Origin of the sequence: Halovibrio salipaludis, assembly GCF_002286965.1 — a bacterium.
In the GTDB taxonomy this organism is placed as follows: Bacteria; Pseudomonadota; Gammaproteobacteria; order Pseudomonadales; family Oleiphilaceae; genus Halospina; species Halospina salipaludis.
Map to the genome: position 1 here is coordinate 49,588 of NZ_NSKD01000004.1, position 22,265 is coordinate 71,852.

Genomic DNA, 22,265 nt, shown 5'->3' on the forward strand with positions numbered 1-22,265 from the left:
AACAGGGGTAAAGCACGACAGCATGGCGGAACAACGGGTTTATCGACTGGGGTATCAGCTGAAGAATCGTGAAGGCGAGGTTGTGGACAGTTCCGTGGGAGCGGAACCGCTGCACTTTGTCAGTGGCTGCGGGCAGATGATCGAGGGCATTGAGCGCGCCGTGGAGGGGCGTGAGGTGGGCGAGTGCCTGGAAGTGACCATTCCACCGGCGCTGGCCTATGGTGAACACCAGCCCGAGAAGGTGCGGAAGATGCCGCGCAGCATGTTCCAGGGCGTTGAAAAGCTCGAAGAGGGCATGAAGTTCCAGACGGATTCCGGCGACGAGGCCCAGGTGGTGAAAGTGGTGGGCTTTGAGGACGAGCAGGTGCTGGTGGATGCCAATCACCCCCTGGCTGGAATCACCCTCTATTTCGATCTGGAAATACTGGAAGCCCGGGATGCCACCCCGGAGGAAATCGAGGCTGGAGAGCCGCTGGCCTGAAGTCAGCGCTGACATGCAAACTCGCATTCAGTGTGTATACTTGTGTTACACAATGTTTGATGTACGACCCGGCGCCTGCGCCTCAATCCCGCGACAGGACTGACAATGGAAACAACAACTAACGAGACGGATGCCGTGGAACAGACCAGTGAAGCCTCCCGGGTTCTCATCGTTGAGGACGATGAGCGGCTGGCGGAGCTGACCCGGGATTTTCTGGAGAAGAACGGGCTGGTGGTGTCGCTGGAAACCAACGGCGCCCACGCGGTCGAGCGGATACGGGATGAAACCCCGGATCTGGTGGTTCTCGACCTGATGCTCCCGGGGGAGGATGGCCTGGCCATCTGCCGCCGTGTTCGCCCGTTCTACAACGGGCCCATACTGATGCTGACCGCCCGCACGGATGACCTGGATCAGGTTCTGGGGCTGGAGATGGGGGCGGATGACTACATGTCCAAACCCGTGCGTCCCCGGGTCCTGCTGGCCCGGATCCGGGCGCTGCTGCGCCGCATCAGTGAGCCGTCCGCCCAGGCCGGTGGTGGCTCGGCCCAGTCAGGGGCTGACAGTGCGCCGGAGCGGCTGGTCTTCAACAACCTGGTTGTGGATCATTCCATGCGTGAGGCCTGGCTGGACGATGAGAGCATCGACCTGACCAGCGCCGAGTTCGACCTGCTCTGGCTGCTGGCCAGCAGCGCGGGGCGCGTGCTCAGCCGTGAGGAGATCTTCACCTCCCTGCGCGGCATTGAGTATGACGGCCAGGACCGTTCCATTGACGTACGGGTATCGCGCATCCGGCCCAAGATCGGTGACGATCCGGTGCACCCGCGCCGCATCAAGACGGTGCGCAGCAAGGGGTACCTGTTCGTTCGCGACGTCTAGGCATCAATGTCTCTGGGGCGCTACTACCTCCGCGTCTACGGTGCCCTGATCCTGGTGGCGCTCGGCGTCACCCTGGTGGGGGCCGCACTGGTGGTGACCATCAACGGTGTGCGGGAACAGGCGTTTCTCGAACACCATCCCCGGCCGGTTCTGGACTGGCTCGCCCAGCATCCCCGCTCGGTTGATCCCGTTAACGCCAGAGTGGACTCTTCCCGGTTGCGCCTGCTGCCCAGGCAGGCGGTCTCCCTGAACGACGTGGCGCGTGAGCGCCTTGAGTACGGCCAGGTGCTGGCCCAGCGCCGGGGCGATGCGGTCTATTTCTACCGTCTGGCGCCAGATGCTGGAGTACTGGAGCTGCGCGCCGAGGACCCGTACCGGCATGTGGCGGAACTGGCGGCCAGAACCCTGGTGCATGTAGCGGAGCGCTCACGCGGTTCGGACCCGGCGGCGATGGGTGCCGCTCTGGGTGTGCACGCAACCCCGCTGGAGACCCCTGAGCAGCTGCCGGGACCGGCCGCACTGGGCCGGATTGCCAATGGCGGCATTGTCTACCACCAGCCCAGCCCCCGTGAGCCCGCCCACAGCTATGCCGCGCTGGGTGACGGCACCCTGGTCTCTATCGCCCATCCGTCACCCTTCCGTTACTGGTCCTGGCCGCTGGCACTGGTGCTGGCAGGGCTGGTGGCCGCGGTTCTGGGGGCGGTGGTCTACTACCTCCTGGCGGGCCTGCACCGGCGTCTGCGTGGCATTGAGGGGGCGGTGTCGCGTATCGCCCGTGGTGAGCTTGATGCCCGCGTTAGTGAGGAAGGCGATTACATGGGCAGGCGGCTGGCGGGCGCCTTCAACCGCATGGCGGAGCATATCCAGCGGCTGGTCAGTGTCCAGAGTGAAATGATCCATGGCGTCTCCCATGAACTGCGCACGCCCGTGGCCCGGATCCGCTTCGGGGTCCAGATGATCGAGGACTGTGAGGACCCTGAGATGCTGCGCTCCCAGCTGGGTGCCATAGACGGCGATATCCAGGAGCTGGACGAGCTCATAGACGAGATCCTGACCTATGCCCGCCTGGAGCAGGGCGGTCCCATCATGGCGGTGCAGCGCCTTGATATTGCCGATATCGTGGATCAGGTGATCGAGGAACAGCAGAGCATCCACCCGGAGCTGCGCGTCGAATCCGATATTCCGGAGGATTCGCGGACCCACGCGGAGGCGGATGCGGAACCCCGCTACATACACAGGGCCATCCAGAACCTGGTGGGCAATGCCGCCCGCTACGCCAGTGAGCGGGTTCTGGTGGCCTGCCATTTCGATGACCAGACCATGCGTATTGATGTCCAGGATGACGGCAAGGGCATTCCCGAGGAGGACTGGGACAAGGTGTTCACCGCCTTTGCCCGGCTGGATGACAGTCGCACGCGCAGCTCCGGCGGTTATGGCCTGGGCCTGTCCATTGTCCGGCGCATCCTGTACTGGCACGGTGGCCAGGCGTTCGTGGGGCGTTCGGAGACCCTGGGCGGGGCCTGCTTCACGCTGGTCTGGCCCCGTCATCAGCCCCGGGATCAGCATGAGGGCAGCGCGCGCACGGAGGATCCGTCATGACCCGAATACTTGCCATTGACCAGGGCACCACCAGCTCCCGGGCCATCCTGTTCGATGAGGATGGTCAGCCCCGCCAGATCGCCCAGCATGAATTCCAGCAGTTCTATCCTGGAGACGGCTGGGTGGAGCATGATCCGATGGAGATCTGGAATACCACCCACAGGGCCTGCCTGGAAGTGCTGCAGCAGGAGGGCATTACGGCCCGTGAGGTCGCCGGCATCGGCATCACCAACCAGCGCGAGACCACCATTGTCTGGGACAGGGCCACAGGCGAGCCCATCCATCGCGCCATTGTCTGGCAGGACCGTCGCACCACGCCCCAGTGCGAGACCCTCAAACGCCAGGGCTGGGAGTCCACGCTGGTGGAGCGGACCGGTCTTCTGATGGATCCCTATTTCTCGGCCACCAAGCTGGGCTGGATCCTGGACCATGTGGAGGGGGCGCGGACGCGGGCTGAACGCGGTGAACTGGCGTTCGGCACCATCGATACCTGGGTCCTCTGGAAGCTGACCAATGGCCGCGTGCACGCCACCGATGCCACCAACGCCTCGCGTACGGCCCTCTTCAATATCCATGAACAGCGGTGGGATGACGAATTGCTGTCGCTGTTCCGTATTCCTGCCGCGCTGCTGCCGGAGGTGCAGGACAGCGCCTCGGACTTCGGACGCACGGATCCGTCGGTGCTGGGCGAGGCGGTGACAGTGGGTGGCATCGCCGGGGACCAGCAGGCTTCACTCTTCGGCCAGACGTGTTTTGAGCGCGGTATGGCGAAGAGCACCTACGGCACCGGCTGTTTCCTGATGCTCAATACCGGCAGCGAGGCGATTCGTTCCGAGAACCGGCTTCTGACCACCGTTGGCTACCGGCTGGAAGGGCAGACCACCTATGCCATGGAAGGCAGTATCTTCGTGGCCGGTGCGGCCATCCAGTGGCTGCGGGATGGCATCAGGCTGATCCAGAGCGCGGACGAGTGTGAACCCATGGCGGAATCCGTGGGCGTGGAGAACCCGGTCTACCTGGTGCCCGCCTTCACCGGGCTGGGCGCGCCCTACTGGGATCCCCACGCCCGCGGCGCCATTCTGGGGCTGACCCGGGATACGGGCATCGAGGACATCGTGACCGCCGGCCTGCAGTCGGTGTGCTACCAGACGAAGGACCTGGTCCGGGCCATCCAGAACGACGGCGCGCCGCTTGAGGAGCTGCGTGTGGACGGTGGCATGGTGGTTAACAACTGGCTGATGCAGTTCCTGGCGGATATCCTCAACGTGGCCGTGGACCGGCCCGCGATCACCGAGACCACGGCCCTGGGCGCGGCCTGCCTGGCGGGGCTGCAGACCGGTGTTTACGATGGCCTGGACCGCATCCGGGAGCGCTGGCACGTGGACCGCCGGTTCGAGCCGGCCATGGCCCCGGCGGTGCGTGAGCGCGCCTACCAGGGTTGGCTGGATGCGGTGGAGAAGGTGACGCGCTCGCGCTGAGTGGCTCAGTCGAGCCGGTCGAAGCCGAGGATCAGGCCCTCAAGCAGTGCCTTCTGGGCATGCAGCCGGTTTTCCGCCTCGTCCCAGACTACGCTGCTGCGGTGCTCCAGCATGTGTTCCGAGATCTCCTCGCCACGGTGGGCCGGCAGGCAGTGCATGAAGAGAGCATCCCGGTCGGCGTGCGCCATCAGCTCCGGTGACACCTGGTAGCGGCTGAAGTCCCTGATACGTTTCTGCTGTTCCTCTTCCTGGCCCATGGAGGCCCAGACGTCGGTCACCACCAGGTTGGCATCGCGTACGGCCTCTCCCGGATCATTCACGATCCGCACCCGGTCCTGGTTGGCTGCCACCAGTGCGCTGTTGGGCTCATAGCCCTCCGGGCAGGCCACCACCAGCTCGAAATCGAACTGCAGTGCCGCGTTGATGTAGGAGTTGCACATGTTGTTGCCATCGCCTACCCAGACGACTTTTGCGCCCTGGATGGAGCCCCGGTGCTCGCGCCATGTCTGCATGTCCGCCAGGAGCTGACAGGGATGGAAATCGTCGGTCAGCGCGTTGATGACCGGCGTACGGGAGAAGGTGGCAAAGCGCTCGAGCGTCTCGTGACTGAAGGTGCGGATCATGACCGCATCCACCATGCGTGATATGACACGGGCGCTGTCCTCCACGGGCTCACCGCGGCCCAGCTGGGTATCCCGGGGCGAGAGGAAGATGGAACCTCCGCCGAGCTGGGTCATGCCCGCTTCGAAGGAGACACGGGTGCGGGTGGAGGATTTCTCGAAAATCATCCCCAGGCTGCGGTTGTGCAGTGTGTCCCGGTGGATGCCCTGGTCACGCTCCCGGCGCAGGGCCGAGGCGTGATCCAGTACACGAGTCAGTTCATCGTTGTCCAGATCCAGCAGAGTCAGGAAGTGTCGGACGGTCATGCTGTTTTCCCTTTATAGCAGGCAGCGTTACTGGCGCGGGCGGTCACGGTCATCGGCGGCGTACAGCTTGATGATCCGGATGACCTGATCCGCCAGGTAATCCGCTTCGTCGTCGGTCATGGTCAGTGGCGGCAGCAGCCGGATCACCCGCTCCCGGGTGATGTTGAGCAGGATGCCCTGGACTTTGGCCAGCAGCACCAGTTCCGAGCAGGGCCCGGTGAGCTCGATGCCCAGCATCAGGCCCTGGCCCCGGATGTCGTGGATGTAGTCGGCCCCTTCCAGGTGCTCCCGGAAGCGGTCGAGCAGCCGCTGACCAAGGATCCGGGCGCGCTGGGTGAGCGCATCCTGTTCAATGGCGTCCAGAACGGCCAGCGCGGCGGCACACCCCAGGGGATTGCCGCCGAAGGTGGAGCCGTGGCTGCCGGGGCCGAAAACCCGCGCGGCCTCGCCCCGGGCCAGACAGGCGCCGATCGGGTAACCGTTGCCAAAGCCCTTGGCCAGTGTGACCACATCCGGCTCAACCCCTGCCTGCTGGCAGGCCAGGTAGGTGCCGGTGCGGGCGTTACCGGTCTGGACTTCGTCCAGCATCAGCAGCCAGTTATTGCGGTCACAGATGTCACGGAGTCCGGGCAGATAATCGGGGTCCGGAATGGCGACTCCGCCTTCCCCCTGAACCGGCTCGACCAGAATGGCCACGACATCATGGTTGGCTTCCGCGATCGCCTCCACTGCTGCCAGGTCATCAAAAGGGGCACGCACAAAACCGCTGACCAGGGGCTCGAAGCCGGCCTGGACGCGACGGTTGCCGGTGGCCGTCAGGGTCGCAAGGGTGCGCCCGTGAAAGGCGTTCTCCATCACGATGATGCTGGGGTTGGTCACACCACGCTGGTGGCCGTAGTGGCGTGCCAGTTTGATGGCGGTTTCATTGACCTCGGCACCCGAGTTGGCGAAGAAGGCGCCATCCATGCCGGTCTGGTCACAGATGCGGTGCGCCAGTTCCTGCTGGAGCTTGCAGTGGAACAGGTTCGAGCAGTGGGTCAGGCGTTCGGCCTGCTGGCTGATGGCGTGTGCCACGCCGGGATGGCTGTGCCCCAGCCCGCATACGGCGATGCCCGTGAAAGTGTCCAGGTAACGCTGGCCCTCGGTATCATAGAGCCACATCCCGCGACCGTGTTCAAAGACCACGGGCAGGCGACCGTAAGTGTTGAGCAATGGCTGGTTCGCCATGGCAGCGGGCCTCACTGAAACAAAAAAGGCAGCCTTCAAAGCTGCCTCCGTCTGGAGCCAATACTAGCGTTAAACGCGGGGGCTGGCAAACCGGACACGTGGTTGGGCGCTCGCCGGATCGCCCAGGTGAATACCCCAGTACAATGGTCAGGTATGGGTATGTTCTGTAGAATGGTGCCCGGTAATGATCAGCGTGTTCCAGCTGGAGGATCAATGGACATCAACGACACCATCAAGCAACAGCTCAGCGAAAACCCCATCCTTCTGTACATGAAGGGAACGCCCCAGGCGCCCCAGTGTGGGTTCTCCGCCAAGACGGTCCAGGCGCTCATGGCCTGTGGCCAGCGCTTCGCCTACGTGAATATTCTCGATAATGACGAGCTGCGCGAAGGGCTCAAGGTCTATTCCAACTGGCCGACCTATCCGCAGCTGTACGTTAACGGTGAGCTGGTCGGTGGCTGCGACATCATCCTGGAGATGCACGAAAGCGGTGAGCTTCAGGAAGTGGTGGACAGCGCCGCCGAGGCGACCGAGGACAATTCCGGCGGCTGAGCTTATTCCGGCCGGGCCGGTTCGAAAATGAGCCGGACACTGAAGCGGCGGCGCCCCTCCGGTGGCGCCGGAAAGGGCGTTGCCGCCAGGGCTGCTTCCCGCGCCACCCCGTCAAGCTCCGGGATCCCTGAGGGTGTGCCCACCCGGGCCCGCCTGAGGGCCCCATTGGTCATGAGTCTCAGATCCAGGACCACATCCCTGGGCCCCTCCAGTTCCGCCAGGATCGGCGTGTATTCCACTTCCCGCGCGATCCGTTCCCACAGTGCGATTTCGTAGTCTGAGCGTTCACGCCTGTCGTCCTGGCTGAGCCGGGTAACCGGTGTGCGCGTATCGGCCTCGGAGGCCGGGGCATCGGGCCCGGCATTACTGGCCGGCCTGTCCGGCGAAGGCGATTCTTCGGGCTGGGTGGCGGTTTCCCGGGGGGCATCCTTTTCGTTGGCTTCCCCGGCCGGTGAAGCTGTCGGCTCCGCGGACCTGTCTGTTTCGCCCGGTGTGGTGGCGCTGGCTTCGGGAGCACTGGTCTCCGGCGCCTTGTCGCGCGGGGTCTGCTGGTCCCTGGTCCGGGGTAAGGACTCCGGCTGCACCGGTGACCGCTGGTTGCTGCTGCCCGGCGAAGCGATGCGCACGCTGACAGCCGGCGCGGGCTCTTCTGGAGCCGGCAGGGAAAGCCACGCATTGACCAGGGTGCCCAGGACCACATGGATAAAAAGGGCCACCGACAGCGCCAGTACAAGCGGGTAAGGGGTCTGTTGGTTCGGGGGCTCCGTCATGTACTCCAGGGCCGTTGGCCGTCCATGCTCTAGCCGGCCTTGCGGTTCAGGCCTCCGACAACGGCATGCAGTGCCCGGTCGATCAGTGCGCCCTGCTCGAGCAGGGTCATGCGCCCGCGCCTGAGCTCGTGGGCCAGGTCGGCGCGGCTCTTTTCCGCCACCTTCAGGCCCATGCGGTTGACGAATACAAAGCTGTCGGCATCCTCAATGACTGCGGACAGCTTACAGCGGAAGTGGGTGCCGTTGACAAGGTGAAATTCCACCCAGTCGCCGATGCTGATGGTTTCCAGCTTCTCATAGTGCTCCGCCATGGCCGCATCCTCGAACGCCTGGCTCTGCTTGACCGCGGTCTGTACCACCGGTTCCGGGGGTGGGTCGTCCTCGGCCGCTTCCGCCAGGGCCTGGCGGCGGAAGGCCTGGGTGAGCTCGCGCTTGAGGCCTGTCATGGTCTCGTCCAGCCGGCTGGCATTGTAGGAGACTTCCTCCAGACCGGCCCTGATGGTCTTGATCAGGGTGGGAACCAGGCGCACCCACTGCTCACGGCCATCGCTTTCCGCCTGGGGGCGCAGGCACCACAGCAGGTCGTCCACAACCCTGACGGTGTGGGCCCAGCGGTGCTCGTTGTCGTCCCGCAGATAGGCCAGGAACATGACCCGGCTCCAGCCCTGGGTCAGCAGCTGGTGCACGTGCTCCGGGACATCCCGGCCGTCCAGCCGTTCCCGCAGTACCTGGTCGACCGTTTCCTGGGCGCGGCGGGACTTGATACGGCCCCTTTCGGATTCCCGCGTGCGCTGCTCCACCAGGGTCGCCTTGCGGGTCTCGCGCTGCAGGAACTGTTCGAATTCATCGTACAGCGTTTCGAAGAGGGCGACGTCGCCATCAAATTCCTCCAGGATGCGCTGCACCACCCGCTGGATCTCCTTATACAGCCGATCCCGGTTCTTCTCGTTGTGGTCGTTCCATCCGATCCCTGCCCGCGCCAGCGCATTGAGCAGCTTGCGCGCCGGGTGTGAGGGGTTGCTGAGGAAGGAACGGTCACGCACCACCACCTTGAGAACCGGAATCTGCAGCCGGCTGATCAGTGCCTGGATCGGGGGCGAGAGGTTGCGGTCGTCGAGAATGAACTCGAACAGCAGTGCAACCAGGTTGATCAGGTCCTCATCCATGGTTTCGAGCGCGGCCCGGTTACCCTGTGTCTCGGACTGGCGCTCCAGCAGCTCGCCCACCAGGCCACGCAGGTCGGGGCGGTCCGGGGCGCCCTGGCTCAGGTCGCCCTGGTGCTGGGGTTGGGGGATTCTTGAGAGCAAATCGTACAATTCCCTTTTGGATACGATGTGAAAGGAGTCTGAGGGCGCGTTGCCCATGGCATCGGTACTGTAGCGACGGTAGCCGGACAGCAGCGAGCTGATGCTCGACAGGAATTCCCTGGCCTCGTCAGTGGCTTGCTGTTCCGTGCGGGTGCCCGGTTCATGGCGGGCTCGCTCCGGGTCCGGGCGGCCCTGGCTGCCCCGGGTGTGGACCTCGTAGCGGAAGTCCGGGATCACGCCGGCCTGGATCAGGATGCGGTTGGCCTCATCGAGCACGATGCCCAGGCTGGCGAGCAGATAGCGGTCAAAGTGCTTGAGAAGAATGAGCCGCTCCCGGATCTGGATGTCCAGATCGGAACAGGCCTCGCGGAATGCGCCGCACAGGTGCTCCGGGGCCAGCGGGTTCACCGGATGCTCGCTGTCATGACCGGGATAGAGGGCCGTGAGGCGCGTCTGGAGCTGGAGCAGGGGGCCCTGGAAGCTGACCGTCGCCTTGGTGACCATGGCGTTGATGGCAACCTGTTCCTCAAGGTCGTCGTTGTCCACCAGTGACAGGCTGTCGGCATCGACGCTCTGTGGCTGGTCGTGGGCTTCTTCGGCGTTGCTCCCGGGTGGCTTGCGGAACAGGTTGGTCAGCGCTTCGCGGAACTGCTTCTCGATGCCCTTACGCTTGATGCGGATCTCGCGCATGGTCTCGAAGTAGCGGTTCTGGTCGTTGTTACTGCGTGCGCCGTTGGCCAGCTCGAACAGGGCATCATCAATGGCGTCCAGGGTGCCGCCCAGAAGGTCGCACAGCCCGGGCGTTACCGTGTCGCGGACCTGGCGGATCGCCTCGGGGAGGGAGCTGTCGTTATGCCGGCCCTGGCCGGGCGGAACGGGATGAATGCCGGATTGTTCGCTCATGGCGTGTCCCCACTGGCTCGCGTGGCGCACAGGGCTTGCGATGTATGCTCAGTGTACAAACACTAAACGAGAATAACAAAGTGTTACTTGTCCGGTTTCTCATTTTCTGATCCCGACTGGCTTTCAGAGGGCTCAATCGGGTGGATGCGGACCGTGCGGATGACGTTGTCCTTGATCTGGAGGGTTTCCAGTCGCATGCCGTGCAGTGCCAGGCAGAGGTTGCTTTCCGGGATGGATTCCAGGTAGTCGGTGATCAGGCCATTGAGGGTCTTGGGGCCGTCGGTGGGCAGGTCCAGGTTCAGGGCCCGGTTGAGGGTCCGGATGGGGGTGGTGCCGTCGACAATGGTGGTGCCGTCGCTCTGGGGCAGGATGTCCTGGCTGCTGCTGGAGGCGAAGTCGGTTGTGAACTCGCCCACGATCTCCTCGAGGATGTCCTCAAGAGTGGCGATGCCGAGCACGTCGCCGTACTCGTCCACCACGATACCGATGCGCCGGCGTTCCTTCTGGAAATTGAACAGCTGGGTGTGCAGCGGCGTGCTTTCCGGGATGAAGTAGGGCTCCCGGCAGAGCTGCATCAGCGTGGCCTTGTTGATCTCATCCGTGTGCAGCAGGCGGCTGATGTTGCGCAGGTGAAGAATGCCCACGGTGTTGTTGATGTCGCTGCGATAGACCGGCAGGCGGGTGTGCTGGCTGCTGCGCACCAGTCTGAGAATCTCGTCCATGGGGTCATCCAGGTCGATGCCCACGATCTCGTTACGCGGAACCATGATGTCGTTTACCGTGACCTTTTCCAGATCCAGGATACTGAGCAGCATGTCCTGGTGGCGGCCCGGCAGCATGGAGCCGGACTCATTGACCAGGGTGCGCAGCTCCTCCCGGCTCAGGTGGTCGCTGCTCTGGTCGCCTTCCAGCTGTACCCCCATGAGGCGCAGCAGGTTGTTGGTGATCAGGTTGAGGACCCAGACCACCGGGTAGAGGAGCTTCAGGAGTGGACCGAGCGCGTGCGAGGCGGGGAAGGCGATCCTCTCCGGGTACAGGGCCGCAAGTGTCTTGGGTGTGACTTCCGAGAAGATCAGGATGACGATGGTCAGGCCAATGGTGGCGATGACCACACCGGCGTCCCCCCAGATGCGGACCGCTATCAGGGTGGCGATGGCCGAGGCCAGGATGTTCACAAAGTTGTTGCCGATCAGGATGACGCCGATCAGCTGGTCCGTGCGGGCAAGGAGACGGTCCGCGCGCAGGGCGCCGCGGTGGCCGGTCCTGCTCAGGTGGCGCAGGCGGTAGCGGTTGAGCGCCATCATGCCGGTCTCGGAACTGGAGAAGAAGGCCGAGAGGATGATCAGCAGGATCAGGATCGCGCTGAGCGTGGTTAACGAGGCTTCGTTCAAGGCTGAGGGTCCCTGTCCATACGGTGTTCGTCAGAGGATGACGTCAATGACCAGGCGGCTGCCGAAGTAGCCCAGGGTCAGCAGGATGCATCCGGCCAGGGTCCACCGGCTGGCTACAGCGCCCCGCCAGCCCCGGATCTGGTGCCCGAGGATGAGCGCGGCGAACACCAGCCAGGCCAGCAGTGTGAACACGGTCTTGTGGGCCAGCTGCTGGCTGAAGAGATCCTGGACGAAAATGGCACCGCTGATGATCGCCAGGGTCAGGATGGCAACCCCGGTGTGGATCAGCCCGAACAGCAGGGCCTCCATGGTCTCCAGTGGTGGCAGGGCGCGTACCAGAAAGCCGCTGTGGTGGGCCTTGAGGTGATGGTGCTGGAGATAGAGCAGGACCGCCTGGATCGCCGCCAGCGCCAGCAGGCTGAAGGCGGTGATGGCCAGGCTGACGTGCAGCAGTACCCCCAGATTGGAATCATCGATGATCCGGGGCCCGGTATAGAAGGTGATCTTGCCCAGGATGCTCAGCAGCGCGATGGGGTAGGCGATCAGCAGCAGCGGCTGCAACGGATAGCGCAGCGACAGGATGAGCACCAGCGCTGCCAGCAGCGCGGCTATGGTCGTGCCGGCAACCAGCACGGAGAGGTTGACGCCATCCTCCAGGACCATGAAGCTCAGGGCGAAGCTGAGATGGGCGGCAATGGCCAGAACCCCGGTGAACTGGGCGAGCCAGCCGGCGCGCTGGTTGCCTGATCGGATCCGCAGTACCTGTAGCAGTGTCCCTGCCCCGTAGAGGATGACAGCGGTGAAGGCGATGATGGTCGTGCCCATGTGTGTTGGTATGACCGGCTCCGGTTCGTCTCCAAGCGCTCAGTCTGGTTATAATGGCGTTAAACATCAACCGACAATTGCGGGCGTCCATGTTTGATAATCTGACCGATCGGCTATCTGGAAGCCTCCGGAAGATCTCCGGCCAGGCGAAGCTGACCGAGAACAACATCAGTGAAACCCTGCGCGAAGTGCGTATGGCGCTGCTCGAGGCGGACGTAGCGCTGCCCGTGGTCAAGGACTTCGTCGAGAACGTGCGGCAGAAGGCCATGGGGCAGGAGGTGATGCGCAGCCTCACGCCGGGGCAGGCGTTCATCAAGCTTGTCCAGAGCGAGCTGGAAGCCGTCATGGGGACCGCCGAACCGTTGAAGCTCGACGGCAAGCCGCCGGCGGTGATCATGATGGCTGGTCTTCAGGGCGCGGGTAAGACCACCAGTGTGGCCAAGCTGGCGCGTTATCTGAAGGAGCGTGAGAAGAAATCGGTGCTGGTGGTCAGCGCCGACGTCTATCGCCCGGCGGCGATCAATCAGCTCGAGACGCTCGCGGGCGAGGTGGACGCCACCTTCTATCCGAGCAGTACGGACCAGGACCCGGTCACCATCGCCAATAACGCCGTGGATGAGGCACGCCGGCGTTTCATCGATGTGGTGATCGTCGACACGGCGGGTCGCCTGCACGTCGATAACGACATGATGGACGAGATCGGGCGGCTGAATAAGGCGGTCCAGCCCAACGAGACGCTGTTCGTGGTGGATGCCATGAGTGGCCAGGACGCCGCCAACACCGCGAAGGCCTTCAGTGAGGCATTGCCGCTCAGTGGCGTCATCCTGACCAAGGCCGATGGTGATGCCCGCGGTGGTGCTGCTCTCTCCGTGCGCCATATCACGGGCCGGCCCATCAAGTTCATGGGCGTGGGTGAGAAGAACGACGCGCTGGAAGTATTCCATCCGGACCGCATCGCCTCGCGCATTCTGGGCATGGGGGACGTGCTCTCCCTGATTGAGGATGCCGAGCAGAAGGTCGACCAGAAGAAGGCCCAGAAGCTCACCAAGAAGATCAAGAAGGGCAAGAAATTTGACCTGGAGGATTTCCGGGACCAGCTCCAGCAGATGAAGAGTATGGGCGGCATGGGCGCCATGCTCGAGAAAATGCCCGGTATGGGGCAGTACCAGGAGATGGCGGAAAAGCAGGTCAATGACAAGTCCATCGGCCGCATGGAGGCGATCATCTCCTCCATGACCCCGCATGAGCGCCGCTACCCGGACGTCATCAGCAGTTCCCGCAAACGCCGCATCGCTTCCGGCTCCGGGGTGCAGATGCAGGAGATCAACCGCCTGCTCAAGCAGCACAAGCAGATGCAGAAGATGATGAAGAAGATGGGCAAGAAAGGCGGCATGGAGAACATGATGCGCGGCATGCAGGGTATGATGGGCCAGGGCGGTCCTGGTGGACCCGGAGGCGGGCCCGGCGGTATGGGCGGTGGTGGCATGCCTCCCATGGGGCGGCGCTGATACCCGTCATCAATGCTTTTCAGGGCCGGCGTTTTACAGTAGAATGCCAGCCCTTTCGCACGGGCGTAATTGAGCCCGTGACAGCCGGTTCGCATGCACAGGCTTGTCTGAACTGATTATTCGAACGCAACAGGACAGTCGTTGAAATGGTAACAATCCGTTTGACACGAGGCGGCGCCAAGAAGCGCCCGTTCTACCACGTCCAGGTCACGGACAGCCGTAAGCCCCGTGATGGCCGCTACATCGAACGGCTGGGCTTTTTCAATCCGGTGGCACGCGGCAACGAAGAGCGTCTGCGGCTCGACACCGAGCGCGCCCAGTACTGGATCGACCAGGGTGCACAGCCCACTGAGCGGGTGAGCAGCCTGCTGAAAGAGGCGGCTTCCGAGTAAGGGAGCCGTATCCATGGGGGGCGGAGAAACCGTACTGGGCCAGATCACCTCGGTTTACGGGGTGCAGGGCTGGGTGAAGGTGTATTCGTACACTGAGCCCCGGGAGAATATCTTTCAGTACAGCAACTGGACCCTGGTGGATGGGCGTTCACCGTCCCGCGAGCCCCGCAAGGTCCGCCTTGTGACCGGCAAGCCCCATGGCAAGACACTGGTTGCCAGGCTTGAAGGCATTGAGGACAGGGACCAGGCGGCCAGCCTCTGCGGTCTCGACATCCGTGTTGAGACCAGTGAGCTTCCGCCGCTCGGTGAGGGCGAGTACTACTGGTACCAGCTCCAGGGGCTGCGGGTCCGGACGGCCGATGACGGGCATGACCTGGGGGTTGTGGACCACCTGATCGAGACCGGGTCCAATGACGTGCTGGTGGTGCGTGCTGACGCAGCCAGCATGGATGGCAGGGAGCGGCTGATCCCCTTCCTGCCGGATGAGATTATCCGATCGGTGAACCTGGAGGACGGTGTCCTCGAGGCTGACTGGGATCCGGAATTCTGAGAAACGGCCCGCGCACCGGGTAAACGGTCACGGGTCAGACAAGAGGCGCTCGGGTTGCGGGTTGCGGCCATCAGTATTTTTCCGGAAATGTTCCGGGCGATCACCGACTATGGGGTGAGCGGCCGGGCGGTTTCCGAAGGGCATCTGGTGCTGGACTGCATCAACCCCCGGACCTTTACTCACGACCGTCATCGCACGGTTGATGACCGCCCCTACGGGGGCGGGCCGGGCATGGTCATGAAGGCCGAGCCGCTGGAGGCCGCCATAGACGAGGCGGTTGAGCGGGTAGGCGGGGAGGCGAAGGTCATCTGCCTTTCGCCCCAGGGCCGGGTGCTTGATCAGGCGATGGTCGAGTCCCTGGCGGAGGAACCCGGTCTGGTACTGCTGTCCGGGCGCTATGAAGGGATTGATGAGCGCGTGCTGGAGTCATGGGTGGATGAGGAGATCTCCATCGGTGACTATGTGCTCAGCGGCGGCGAACTCGCGGCCATGGTGCTGGTGGATGCGGTCGTCCGCCAGATCCCGGGGGTTCTGGGGCACAGCCAGTCCGCCGTGGAGGATTCCTTCGCGGACGGGCTGCTCGACTGCCCGCATTACACGCGCCCGGAAGCGCATCGCGGATCCAGGGTGCCGGAGGTCCTGCTCGGTGGCGATCACGAGCGGATCCGGCGCTGGCGGCTGAAGCAGTCGTTGCAGCGGACCCTGATCAGGCGCCCTGAACTGCTTCAGGAACGGGAATTGACCGCCGAGGAGCAGCGACTGCTGGCGGAGATTGAAAACGAACGGCCGGATGGCGGGTCGGATTGGTGACACATTCAGGAGTGAGCGAAACGATGAGTGGCAAGAACAGTATCATCCAGGAAATTGAAAACGAGCAGCTCAAGGACTCCGTTCCCGAGTTCGGCCCGGGTGATACCGTGGTCGTTCAGGTGCGGGTAACCGAGGGCAACCGTGAGCGTCTGCAGGCGTTCGAGGGTGTGGTCATCGGCAAGCGCAACCGCGGCCTGAACTCCTCGTTCACCGTGCGCAAGCGCTCCTATGGCATCGGTGTTGAGCGGACCTTCCAGACGCATTCGCGCCTGATCGACAGCATTTCGGTCAAGCGTCGCGGTGATGTGCGCCAGGCGAAGCTGTACCATCTGCGTCAGCTCTCCGGTAAGGCTGCACGGATCAAGGAAAAGCTTGGCTGAGGAACGCAACGAGCAACTGGTTGCGTCATTCAGTGAGTCGCTCTGGCTGGAATCCGGCCTGAGCGACCGCTCCCGGCTTTCCTACGAAAGTGATCTCAGACAGTTCGGACGCTGGCTCACCCGGCAGTATCCCGGGAAGGATCTGTGCGGTGTTGACCGGACCTGTCTCATGGAATACCTCTCCAGTGCGCTTTCCGCCGGAACCCGCTCAAGCACGGCGGCGCGGCGTCTCTCCTGCCTCAGACGGTTCTACCGCTACCTCCTCCGTGAAGGCCTGATCGACGAGGATCCGACGCTGCGTCTGGACAGTCCGAAACTGGTCCGCCGTCTGCCGGATACTCTGACCGAGGCGGATGTGGAGGCCCTCCTGGACGCACCTGACACGCAGGAACCCATTGAGCTCCGCGACAGGGCCATGATGGAGCTGCTCTATGCCTGTGGTCTGCGTGTCTCGGAGCTGGTGGCGTTACGGCTTACCCAGGTGAACCGACGCCAGGGTGTGGTGCGGCTGCTGGGCAAGGGCAACAAGGAGCGCCTGGTGCCCATGGGCGAGGAAGCCCTTGAATGGCTTGACCGGTATCTGCAGGAAGCCCGGCCGGAGCTGGCCGGGGGCGCCGGCACGGACGCCCTGTTCCCCGGAGGCCGTGGCGGGCACCTCACGCGCCAGGCATTCTGGTACCGGATCCGGCGCTACGCCGTCCGGGGCGGCATCCAGAAGCCGCTCTCTCCCCACACCCTGCGCCATGCCTTTGCCACCCATCTTCTCAACCATGGCGCGGATCTCCGGGTGGTCCAGATGCTGCTGGGGCACAGTGATCTTTCGACTACCCAGATCTATACCCATGTCGCACGGGAGCGGCTGCAGCAGCTGCACCAGACCCACCATCCCCGGGGCTGATCAACGACAGACCAGCGGAAATCCGGTATCCTCCGGAGCATTGCAAGTGAACCCGGAGTTGATCATGAGACGCCTATCAGCTGCTTTTCTGTTGCTCGCTGCCATGCTGCTGACGACAGCGGTACAGGCGGCATCCCCGGAAGAGCAGATCCGCGAGCGCCTGAAAGAGAGCCTTCCTGACATGCCCGTGGACAGTATCCGGGAAACGGAACGTGAGGGGCTGTATGCCGTCCAGGGTGGCGGTAACCTGATCTATGCAACCGCTGATGGCCGCTATCTGTTTACCGGCCAGATGCTGCGTCTTGGCGACGATGGCATCGCCAACCTGACCGAGCAGACCCGCACCCGGCAGCGCCGACAGACGCTCTCGAAGCTGGACAGCGGTGAGATGATCCGTTTCGGGCCGGATGAAGGTGGGGTCAAGGCCGATCTCTATGTGTTCACGGACACGACCTGTGGCTACTGCCGCAAGCTTCACCGTGACATGGAAGCCCTGAATGACCTGGGTATCCGGGTCAACTATCTGGCCTACCCCCGTGGAGGCCCGGGCAGCAAGGGCGCCCGGCAACTGAATGCGGTCTGGTGCTCGGACGATCGCCGCAGCGCCATGACGCGGGCCAAGCAGGGGGAGTCCGTATCCGCGGGCCAGTGCGAGTCACCGGTGCAGTCCCACTTCCGGATGGGGCGTGCATTCGGCGTCAGCGGAACACCGGCACTGGTTACGGAATCCGGCCGCATGATCCGGGGCTACAAGCCCCCGAGAGTACTGGCGAGGGAGCTCGGGCTCGACGGCTGACGTAACCGTAACGCTGGGAGGCCGTCGAGTTTTTTTCGGCGCGCAAAGCGTATAACATGCGCGTTTCCCCGGCATTGACGTGCATTTTCCAAGCGAACGAGAGGTGGCCAGTTGAAGGACGTGAACATCGGAATCTGTGGTCTCGGGACCGTTGGTGGCGGAACCTGGGAGGTCCTGCAGCGCAACGCCCGGATCATCGCCGGTCGTGCCGGCTGTAACCTGCGTGTGGCGCGTGTAGCGAACCGGAGCCCGCGCCCGGACCTGGGTCTGGGTGACACACCGTTCTCCACGGACGTGCACGATGTGGTCAATGATCCGGCCATCGATATTGTCGTTGAGCTCATCGGGGGCTATGACGATGCCCGCCGTCTGGTGCTGGCCGCCATCGAGCAGGGCAAGCATGTGGTCACCGCCAACAAGGCCCTGATCGCACAGCACGGCAATGAGATCTTCGACGCCGCCCGGGAGAAGAACGTCATTGTCGCCTATGAGGCGGGCGTTGCCGGTGGTATTCCGGTCATCAAGGCGATCCGGGAAGGACTGGCCGCCAACCGGATCCAGTGGCTTGCCGGCATCATCAACGGCACCGGCAACTACATCCTCACTGAGATGCGGGCCGGGCGCGATTTCGATGAAGTGCTGAAGGAAGCCCAGGAGCTCGGGTATGCCGAAGCCGACCCCACCTTTGATGTTGAGGGGATCGATGCGGCCCACAAGCTGACCATCATGGCCTCGGCCGCCTTCGGCGTACCACTGCAGTTCGACCGGGCCTATACCGAGGGTATTGCCAATATCACGCCCTACGACATCACCCACGCGGAAGCTCTGGGTTACCGGGTCAAGCACCTGGGGATCGCCCGTTCCCGCGAGGATGGGATTGAGCTGCGCGTGCACCCGACACTGGTGCCCGAGAAGAATCTGATTGCCAAGGTCGACGGCGTTCTCAATGCCGTGCTTGTTGATGGTGATGCGGTCGGCCAGACCATGTACTACGGCCCGGGTGCCGGGGATGAGGCCACGGCCTCCGCGGTGATCGCGGACCTGGTGGACGTGGCGCGTACCGTCTCGACCGACAGTGCGCAGCGCGTGCCCTATCTTGGCTTCGAGTCTGATGCGGTGACCGATCACCGTATCCTGAGTCCGAACGAGATCCGCTCGGCCTACTATCTGCGCATCCAGGCGCTGGATCGGCCTGGTGTGCTCGCCAAGGTGGCCTCCATCATGAGCGAGAACGGCATCAACATCGAATCCATCATGCAGAAGGAATCCGAACTGCATGACGGCCAGATCCCGGTGATCCTGCTGACCCATACGGTTCTGGAGAAACAGGTCAACGATGCCATTGCCGAAATGGAAGCACTGCCCGAGGTAGAGGGCAGGGTGGTGCGCATCCGCGCCGAGAACTTTCTCTGAGAACTGACCCTGGACACTGACGGAATACTGCCTTGAGATACATCAGCACCCGCGGGCAGGCGCCCGCGCTCAGCTTTGAAGACGTGCTCCTGCAGGGGCTTGCCACTGACGGCGGGCTCTACGTGCCCGAAACCCTGCCGCGCTATACGCCGGAGGATCTCATGGCGCTGCGTGGGCTGCCCTACGACGAACTGGCCTGCCGGGTGATGTATCCGTTCGTCGAGGAATCCATTGCCGAGGACGACTTCCGGGCCATGGTCCGTGAGACCTATGCCGGTTTTGCCCATCGTGCGGTGGCGCCCCTGGTGCAGCTGGATGCCAACGAATGGGTCATGGAACTGTTCCGGGGCCCGACGCTGGCGTTCAAGGATTTCGCCCTGCAGCTGCTGGGCCGGCTCCTGGACCATGTTCTGGAAAAGCGTGGCCAGCACGTGGTGATCCTCGGGGCCACCTCCGGCGATACCGGTTCCGCGGCCATTGAGGGCTGCCGCCACTCGAAGCACGTGGACATCTTCATCCTGCATCCCCACGGGCGGGTCTCGGAGGTGCAGCGGCGCCAGATGACCACGGTGCTCAGCGACAACGTGCACAACATCGCGGTGGACGGGAACTTCGACGACTGCCAGAAGATGGTCAAGGCGAGCTTTGCGGACCAGTCCTTCCTGGAAGGCAAGACCTCCCTGGTGGCCGTCAACTCCATCAACTGGGCCCGGATCATGGCCCAGATCGTCTATTACATCTACGCCTCACTGGCGCTGGGTGGTCCGCACCGCAGCCTGGCTTTTTCGGTGCCCACAGGTAACTTCGGGGACATCTTTGCGGGTTATCTGGCAAGGCAGATGGGCGTGCCGGTGCAGCAGCTGGTGGTCGCCACCAACCAGAACGACATCCTGCACCGGTTCATCAGCGGTAATCACTACGAGACCGGTAAATTGCAGCACACCCTGTCGCCGAGTATGGACATCACCATTTCCAGCAACTTCGAGCGGCTTCTGTTCGATCTCTATGGCCGCCATCCGGAGAGCGTGGTTCAGTTCCTGAAAAACGCGGAGCATGGCGCTGTCTCGCTGGAAAAGGACCGCTGGCAATCAGCCCGCGGACTGTTCGACAGCCTCTCGGTGAACGATGAACGCACCTGTGAGGTGATCGCCGAGGTCTATGGCGAAACCGAGTACCTGCTCGACCCGCACACGGCCATTGGTGTGGAAGCGGCGCGGCGCTGCCGGCGTGATGCCACGGTACCCATGGTGACCATGGGTACGGCGCATCCGGCCAAGTTCCCGGATGCGGTGACCCGTTCCGGCGTTCCCCGCGAGGCGGCGCTGCCCGAGCACCTGTCCGATCTGATGGAGCGCGAAGAGCGGTTCACGGTGCTCGACAACGACCTCGCCACCATTCAGCAGTACATGGCCCGTAACTGGCGCCACGCCGACAGCTGAGCCCTATGCAGCAGACCATCGTACGGCGTGCTGGCGCCGGCGGGGATGCCCTCGCCAGTGCCGGTCTCCATCCCCTCCTGCGGCGGCTTTATGCCGCCCGGGGTGTCACGGACGCCAGCCAGCTCGACTATGGTCTTGCCTCCCTGGCGCGCCCGGAGGGCTTCCTGGGTATGGAGACGGCCGCCTCCACGCTTGCCAATGCCGTGATGCAGGGGCAGCGGATCACCATCGTGGGCGACTTTGACGCCGATGGCGCCACCAGCACGGCGCTGGCGGTGCTGGCGCTCACCCGTTTCGGTGCCCACCAGGTGGACTACCGTGTGCCCAGCCGCTTCACGGATGGCTATGGCCTGACGCCGGGCATTATCGACCAGCTGGCGCAGGAGGGCAGCCTTCCGGATCTGATCCTGACCGTCGACAATGGCATTGCAGCCCATGAAGGGGTGGCCAGGGCCGGCGAGAAGGGCGTGCGCGTCGTGGTCACGGACCACCACCTGCCCGGGGAGACCCTTCCGCGGGCCGAGGCCATCGTCAATCCCAACCAGCCAGGCTGCGGCTTTCCCACCGGCAATACGGCCGGCGTTACCGTGACGTTCTATGTGATGAGCGCGCTGCGCAGACACCTGGAAGCGGCCGGCTGGTTTGCCCAGGCGCCTCCGGCAATGGCGGAATACCTGGATCTGGTGGCACTGGGCACGGTGGCGGACGTGGTGCCCCTGGATCACAACAACCGAACCCTGGTGGCCCAGGGGCTGCGCCGCATCCGTGCCGGCCGCACACGCCCCGGCATCCGGGCACTGCTAGAACTCGCCGGGCGCGAGGCGGATGCGCTGGAAGCGACGGATCTGGGTTTCGTACTGGGTCCACGCCTCAACGCGGCGGGCCGCCTGGACGATATGGCCGTGGGCATCGAGTGCCTGCTGGTGGAGGATGAGACTGAAGCGCAGCGACTTGCCTCCGAACTGGACCGCCTGAACCGAGAGCGCCGGACCATTGAATCGGACATGCGCGGGGAGGCGGAGTCGGCGCTGGCCAGGCTGCACCTGGATGAGGGTGAGCTGCCGCCGGTGCTGTGCCTGCATGATGAACAGTGGCACGAAGGCGTGATTGGTCTTCTGGCCTCGCGCATCCGCGAACGCTTCCACCGCCCGGTGATCGCCTTCGCCCGCGGTGGTGAGGGGCTGCTCAAGGGCTCGGCCCGTTCCGTGCCAGGCCTGCATATCCGGGACCTGATCGCGGAGCTTGATGCCCGCCATCCGGGGCTTCTGAATCGTTATGGCGGCCATGCAATGGCGGCCGGGATGACCCTGACAGACTCCGGTGTGGATCAGTTCCGGGAGGCAGTGACGGAACTCGTGCGCGAACGGGTCGAGCCGGAGCTTCTGCGCCCGGAGATCCTCAGTGACGGTGAGCTGGAGCCCCACTGGCTGACCCTCGAAACAGCCCACCTTCTGTCCAGCGGCGGACCCTGGGGGCAGGGGTTCCCCGAGCCGGTGTTCGACGGTGAGTTCGAGCTCCTGGAACAGCGGATCGTGGGCGAGCGCCACCTCAAGCTGCAGATCGGCGTGCCCGGATGGAACACGCCGCTGGACGGCATCGCCTTCAATATCGACACCGATCAGTGGCCGTGTGAGTGCCGACGCGCCCGGCTTGCGTACCAGCTGGATGCCAACCGCTTCCGTGGGCGCGAGCGGCTGCAGCTGCGGGTACTGCACCTGGAGCCGCTGTAAGCCGCGTATTCAGT

21 protein-coding genes are annotated in these 22,265 nt (G+C 63.8%); 15 read left to right on the top strand and 6 right to left on the bottom strand.

Annotated elements, in window-relative coordinates; all coding sequences use genetic code 11:
- Positions 1–22: 22 nt before the first annotated feature.
- From CK501_RS10400 to glpK, 4 genes are all read left to right on the top strand, one after another.
- On the top strand, positions 23–481 hold the full coding sequence (locus CK501_RS10400) for an FKBP-type peptidyl-prolyl cis-trans isomerase (protein WP_095617674.1): 459 nt from the start codon (positions 23–25) through the stop codon (positions 479–481).
- Between the two features lie 105 nt (positions 482–586).
- Positions 587–1,357 carry a response regulator gene (locus tag CK501_RS10405; protein WP_198949481.1) on the top strand — a complete coding sequence of 257 codons (771 nt, stop codon included), beginning with the start codon at positions 587–589 and terminating at the stop codon, positions 1,355–1,357.
- Positions 1,358–1,363: 6 nt separating this feature from the next.
- Positions 1,364–2,956 (top strand): ATP-binding protein, encoded by a 1,593-nt coding sequence (locus CK501_RS10410; protein WP_095617675.1) that lies wholly within the window; start codon positions 1,364–1,366, stop codon positions 2,954–2,956.
- Positions 2,953–4,434: a glycerol kinase GlpK gene (glpK, locus tag CK501_RS10415; protein ID WP_095617676.1), complete on the top strand. Its 1,482-nt coding sequence runs from the start codon at positions 2,953–2,955 to the stop codon at positions 4,432–4,434. The genes CK501_RS10410 and glpK overlap by 4 nt, the downstream gene beginning before the upstream one ends.
- Before the next feature lie 5 nt (positions 4,435–4,439).
- Here glpK and argF read toward each other — a convergent pair whose 3' ends face one another.
- Both argF and CK501_RS10425 read right to left on the bottom strand, forming a co-directional pair.
- Complete coding sequence (gene argF, locus CK501_RS10420) at positions 4,440–5,360, bottom strand: ornithine carbamoyltransferase (protein WP_095617677.1); 921 nt, start codon at positions 5,358–5,360, stop codon at positions 4,440–4,442.
- 27 nt (positions 5,361–5,387) lie between these two features.
- Positions 5,388–6,587, bottom strand: a complete 1,200-nt coding sequence (locus CK501_RS10425) for an aspartate aminotransferase family protein (protein WP_095617678.1) — start codon at positions 6,585–6,587, stop codon at positions 5,388–5,390.
- Positions 6,588–6,800: 213 nt separating this feature from the next.
- Between CK501_RS10425 and grxD the strand changes: the two genes are divergently transcribed.
- On the top strand, positions 6,801–7,139 hold the full coding sequence (gene grxD, locus CK501_RS10430) for a Grx4 family monothiol glutaredoxin (RefSeq protein WP_095617679.1): 339 nt from the start codon (positions 6,801–6,803) through the stop codon (positions 7,137–7,139).
- 2 nt (positions 7,140–7,141) lie between these two features.
- On the opposite strand, the gene CK501_RS10435 is transcribed toward grxD, so the two are convergent.
- From CK501_RS10435 to CK501_RS10450, 4 genes are all read right to left on the bottom strand, one after another.
- Positions 7,142–7,909, bottom strand: a complete 768-nt coding sequence (locus CK501_RS10435) for an energy transducer TonB family protein (RefSeq protein ID WP_095617680.1) — start codon at positions 7,907–7,909, stop codon at positions 7,142–7,144.
- Positions 7,910–7,938: 29 nt separating this feature from the next.
- On the bottom strand, positions 7,939–10,119 hold the full coding sequence (locus CK501_RS10440; RefSeq protein WP_095617681.1) for a DUF1631 domain-containing protein: 2,181 nt from the start codon (positions 10,117–10,119) through the stop codon (positions 7,939–7,941).
- Between the two features lie 83 nt (positions 10,120–10,202).
- On the bottom strand, positions 10,203–11,510 hold the full coding sequence (locus CK501_RS10445; protein WP_095617682.1) for an HlyC/CorC family transporter: 1,308 nt from the start codon (positions 11,508–11,510) through the stop codon (positions 10,203–10,205).
- Positions 11,511–11,540: 30 nt separating this feature from the next.
- Positions 11,541–12,335 carry a cytochrome C assembly family protein gene (locus CK501_RS10450; protein WP_095617683.1) on the bottom strand — a complete coding sequence of 265 codons (795 nt, stop codon included), beginning with the start codon at positions 12,333–12,335 and terminating at the stop codon, positions 11,541–11,543.
- 89 nt (positions 12,336–12,424) lie between these two features.
- On the opposite strand from CK501_RS10450, the gene ffh reads away from it, so the two are divergent.
- The 10 genes from ffh (at position 12,425) to recJ (ending at position 22,251) form a co-directional block, all read left to right on the top strand.
- The gene (gene ffh / locus CK501_RS10455) at positions 12,425–13,843 is read left to right on the top strand and encodes a signal recognition particle protein (RefSeq protein WP_095617684.1); all 1,419 of its coding nucleotides are present in this window, start codon (positions 12,425–12,427) and stop codon (positions 13,841–13,843) included.
- Positions 13,844–13,989: 146 nt separating this feature from the next.
- A complete protein-coding gene (gene rpsP, locus CK501_RS10460) occupies positions 13,990–14,235 on the top strand; it encodes a 30S ribosomal protein S16 (RefSeq protein ID WP_095617685.1) in 246 nt (81 codons plus the stop codon).
- 13 nt (positions 14,236–14,248) lie between these two features.
- On the top strand, positions 14,249–14,785 hold the full coding sequence (gene rimM / locus CK501_RS10465; RefSeq protein ID WP_095617686.1) for a ribosome maturation factor RimM: 537 nt from the start codon (positions 14,249–14,251) through the stop codon (positions 14,783–14,785).
- A 54-nt stretch (positions 14,786–14,839) separates the two neighbouring features.
- Positions 14,840–15,595 carry a tRNA (guanosine(37)-N1)-methyltransferase TrmD gene (trmD, locus tag CK501_RS10470; protein ID WP_095617687.1) on the top strand — a complete coding sequence of 252 codons (756 nt, stop codon included), beginning with the start codon at positions 14,840–14,842 and terminating at the stop codon, positions 15,593–15,595.
- A 23-nt stretch (positions 15,596–15,618) separates the two neighbouring features.
- Entirely contained in the window at positions 15,619–15,975 is a 357-nt protein-coding gene (gene rplS / locus CK501_RS10475) for a 50S ribosomal protein L19 (protein ID WP_095617688.1), read from the top strand.
- Entirely contained in the window at positions 15,968–16,873 is a 906-nt protein-coding gene (gene xerD / locus CK501_RS10480; RefSeq protein WP_233128889.1) for a site-specific tyrosine recombinase XerD, read from the top strand. Before rplS ends, xerD begins: the two co-directional genes overlap by 8 nt.
- 64 nt (positions 16,874–16,937) lie before the next feature.
- Positions 16,938–17,669, top strand: coding sequence for a DsbC family protein (locus CK501_RS10485; RefSeq protein ID WP_158223097.1), 732 nt, complete (start codon positions 16,938–16,940; stop codon positions 17,667–17,669).
- 111 nt (positions 17,670–17,780) lie between these two features.
- The gene (locus tag CK501_RS10490; RefSeq protein WP_095617691.1) at positions 17,781–19,082 is read left to right on the top strand and encodes a homoserine dehydrogenase; all 1,302 of its coding nucleotides are present in this window, start codon (positions 17,781–17,783) and stop codon (positions 19,080–19,082) included.
- A gap of 32 nt (positions 19,083–19,114) precedes the next feature.
- Entirely contained in the window at positions 19,115–20,521 is a 1,407-nt protein-coding gene (gene thrC / locus CK501_RS10495; protein ID WP_095617692.1) for a threonine synthase, read from the top strand.
- A gap of 5 nt (positions 20,522–20,526) precedes the next feature.
- Positions 20,527–22,251, top strand: coding sequence for a single-stranded-DNA-specific exonuclease RecJ (gene recJ, locus CK501_RS10500; RefSeq protein ID WP_095617693.1), 1,725 nt, complete (start codon positions 20,527–20,529; stop codon positions 22,249–22,251).
- Positions 22,252–22,265: the final 14 nt, after the last annotated feature.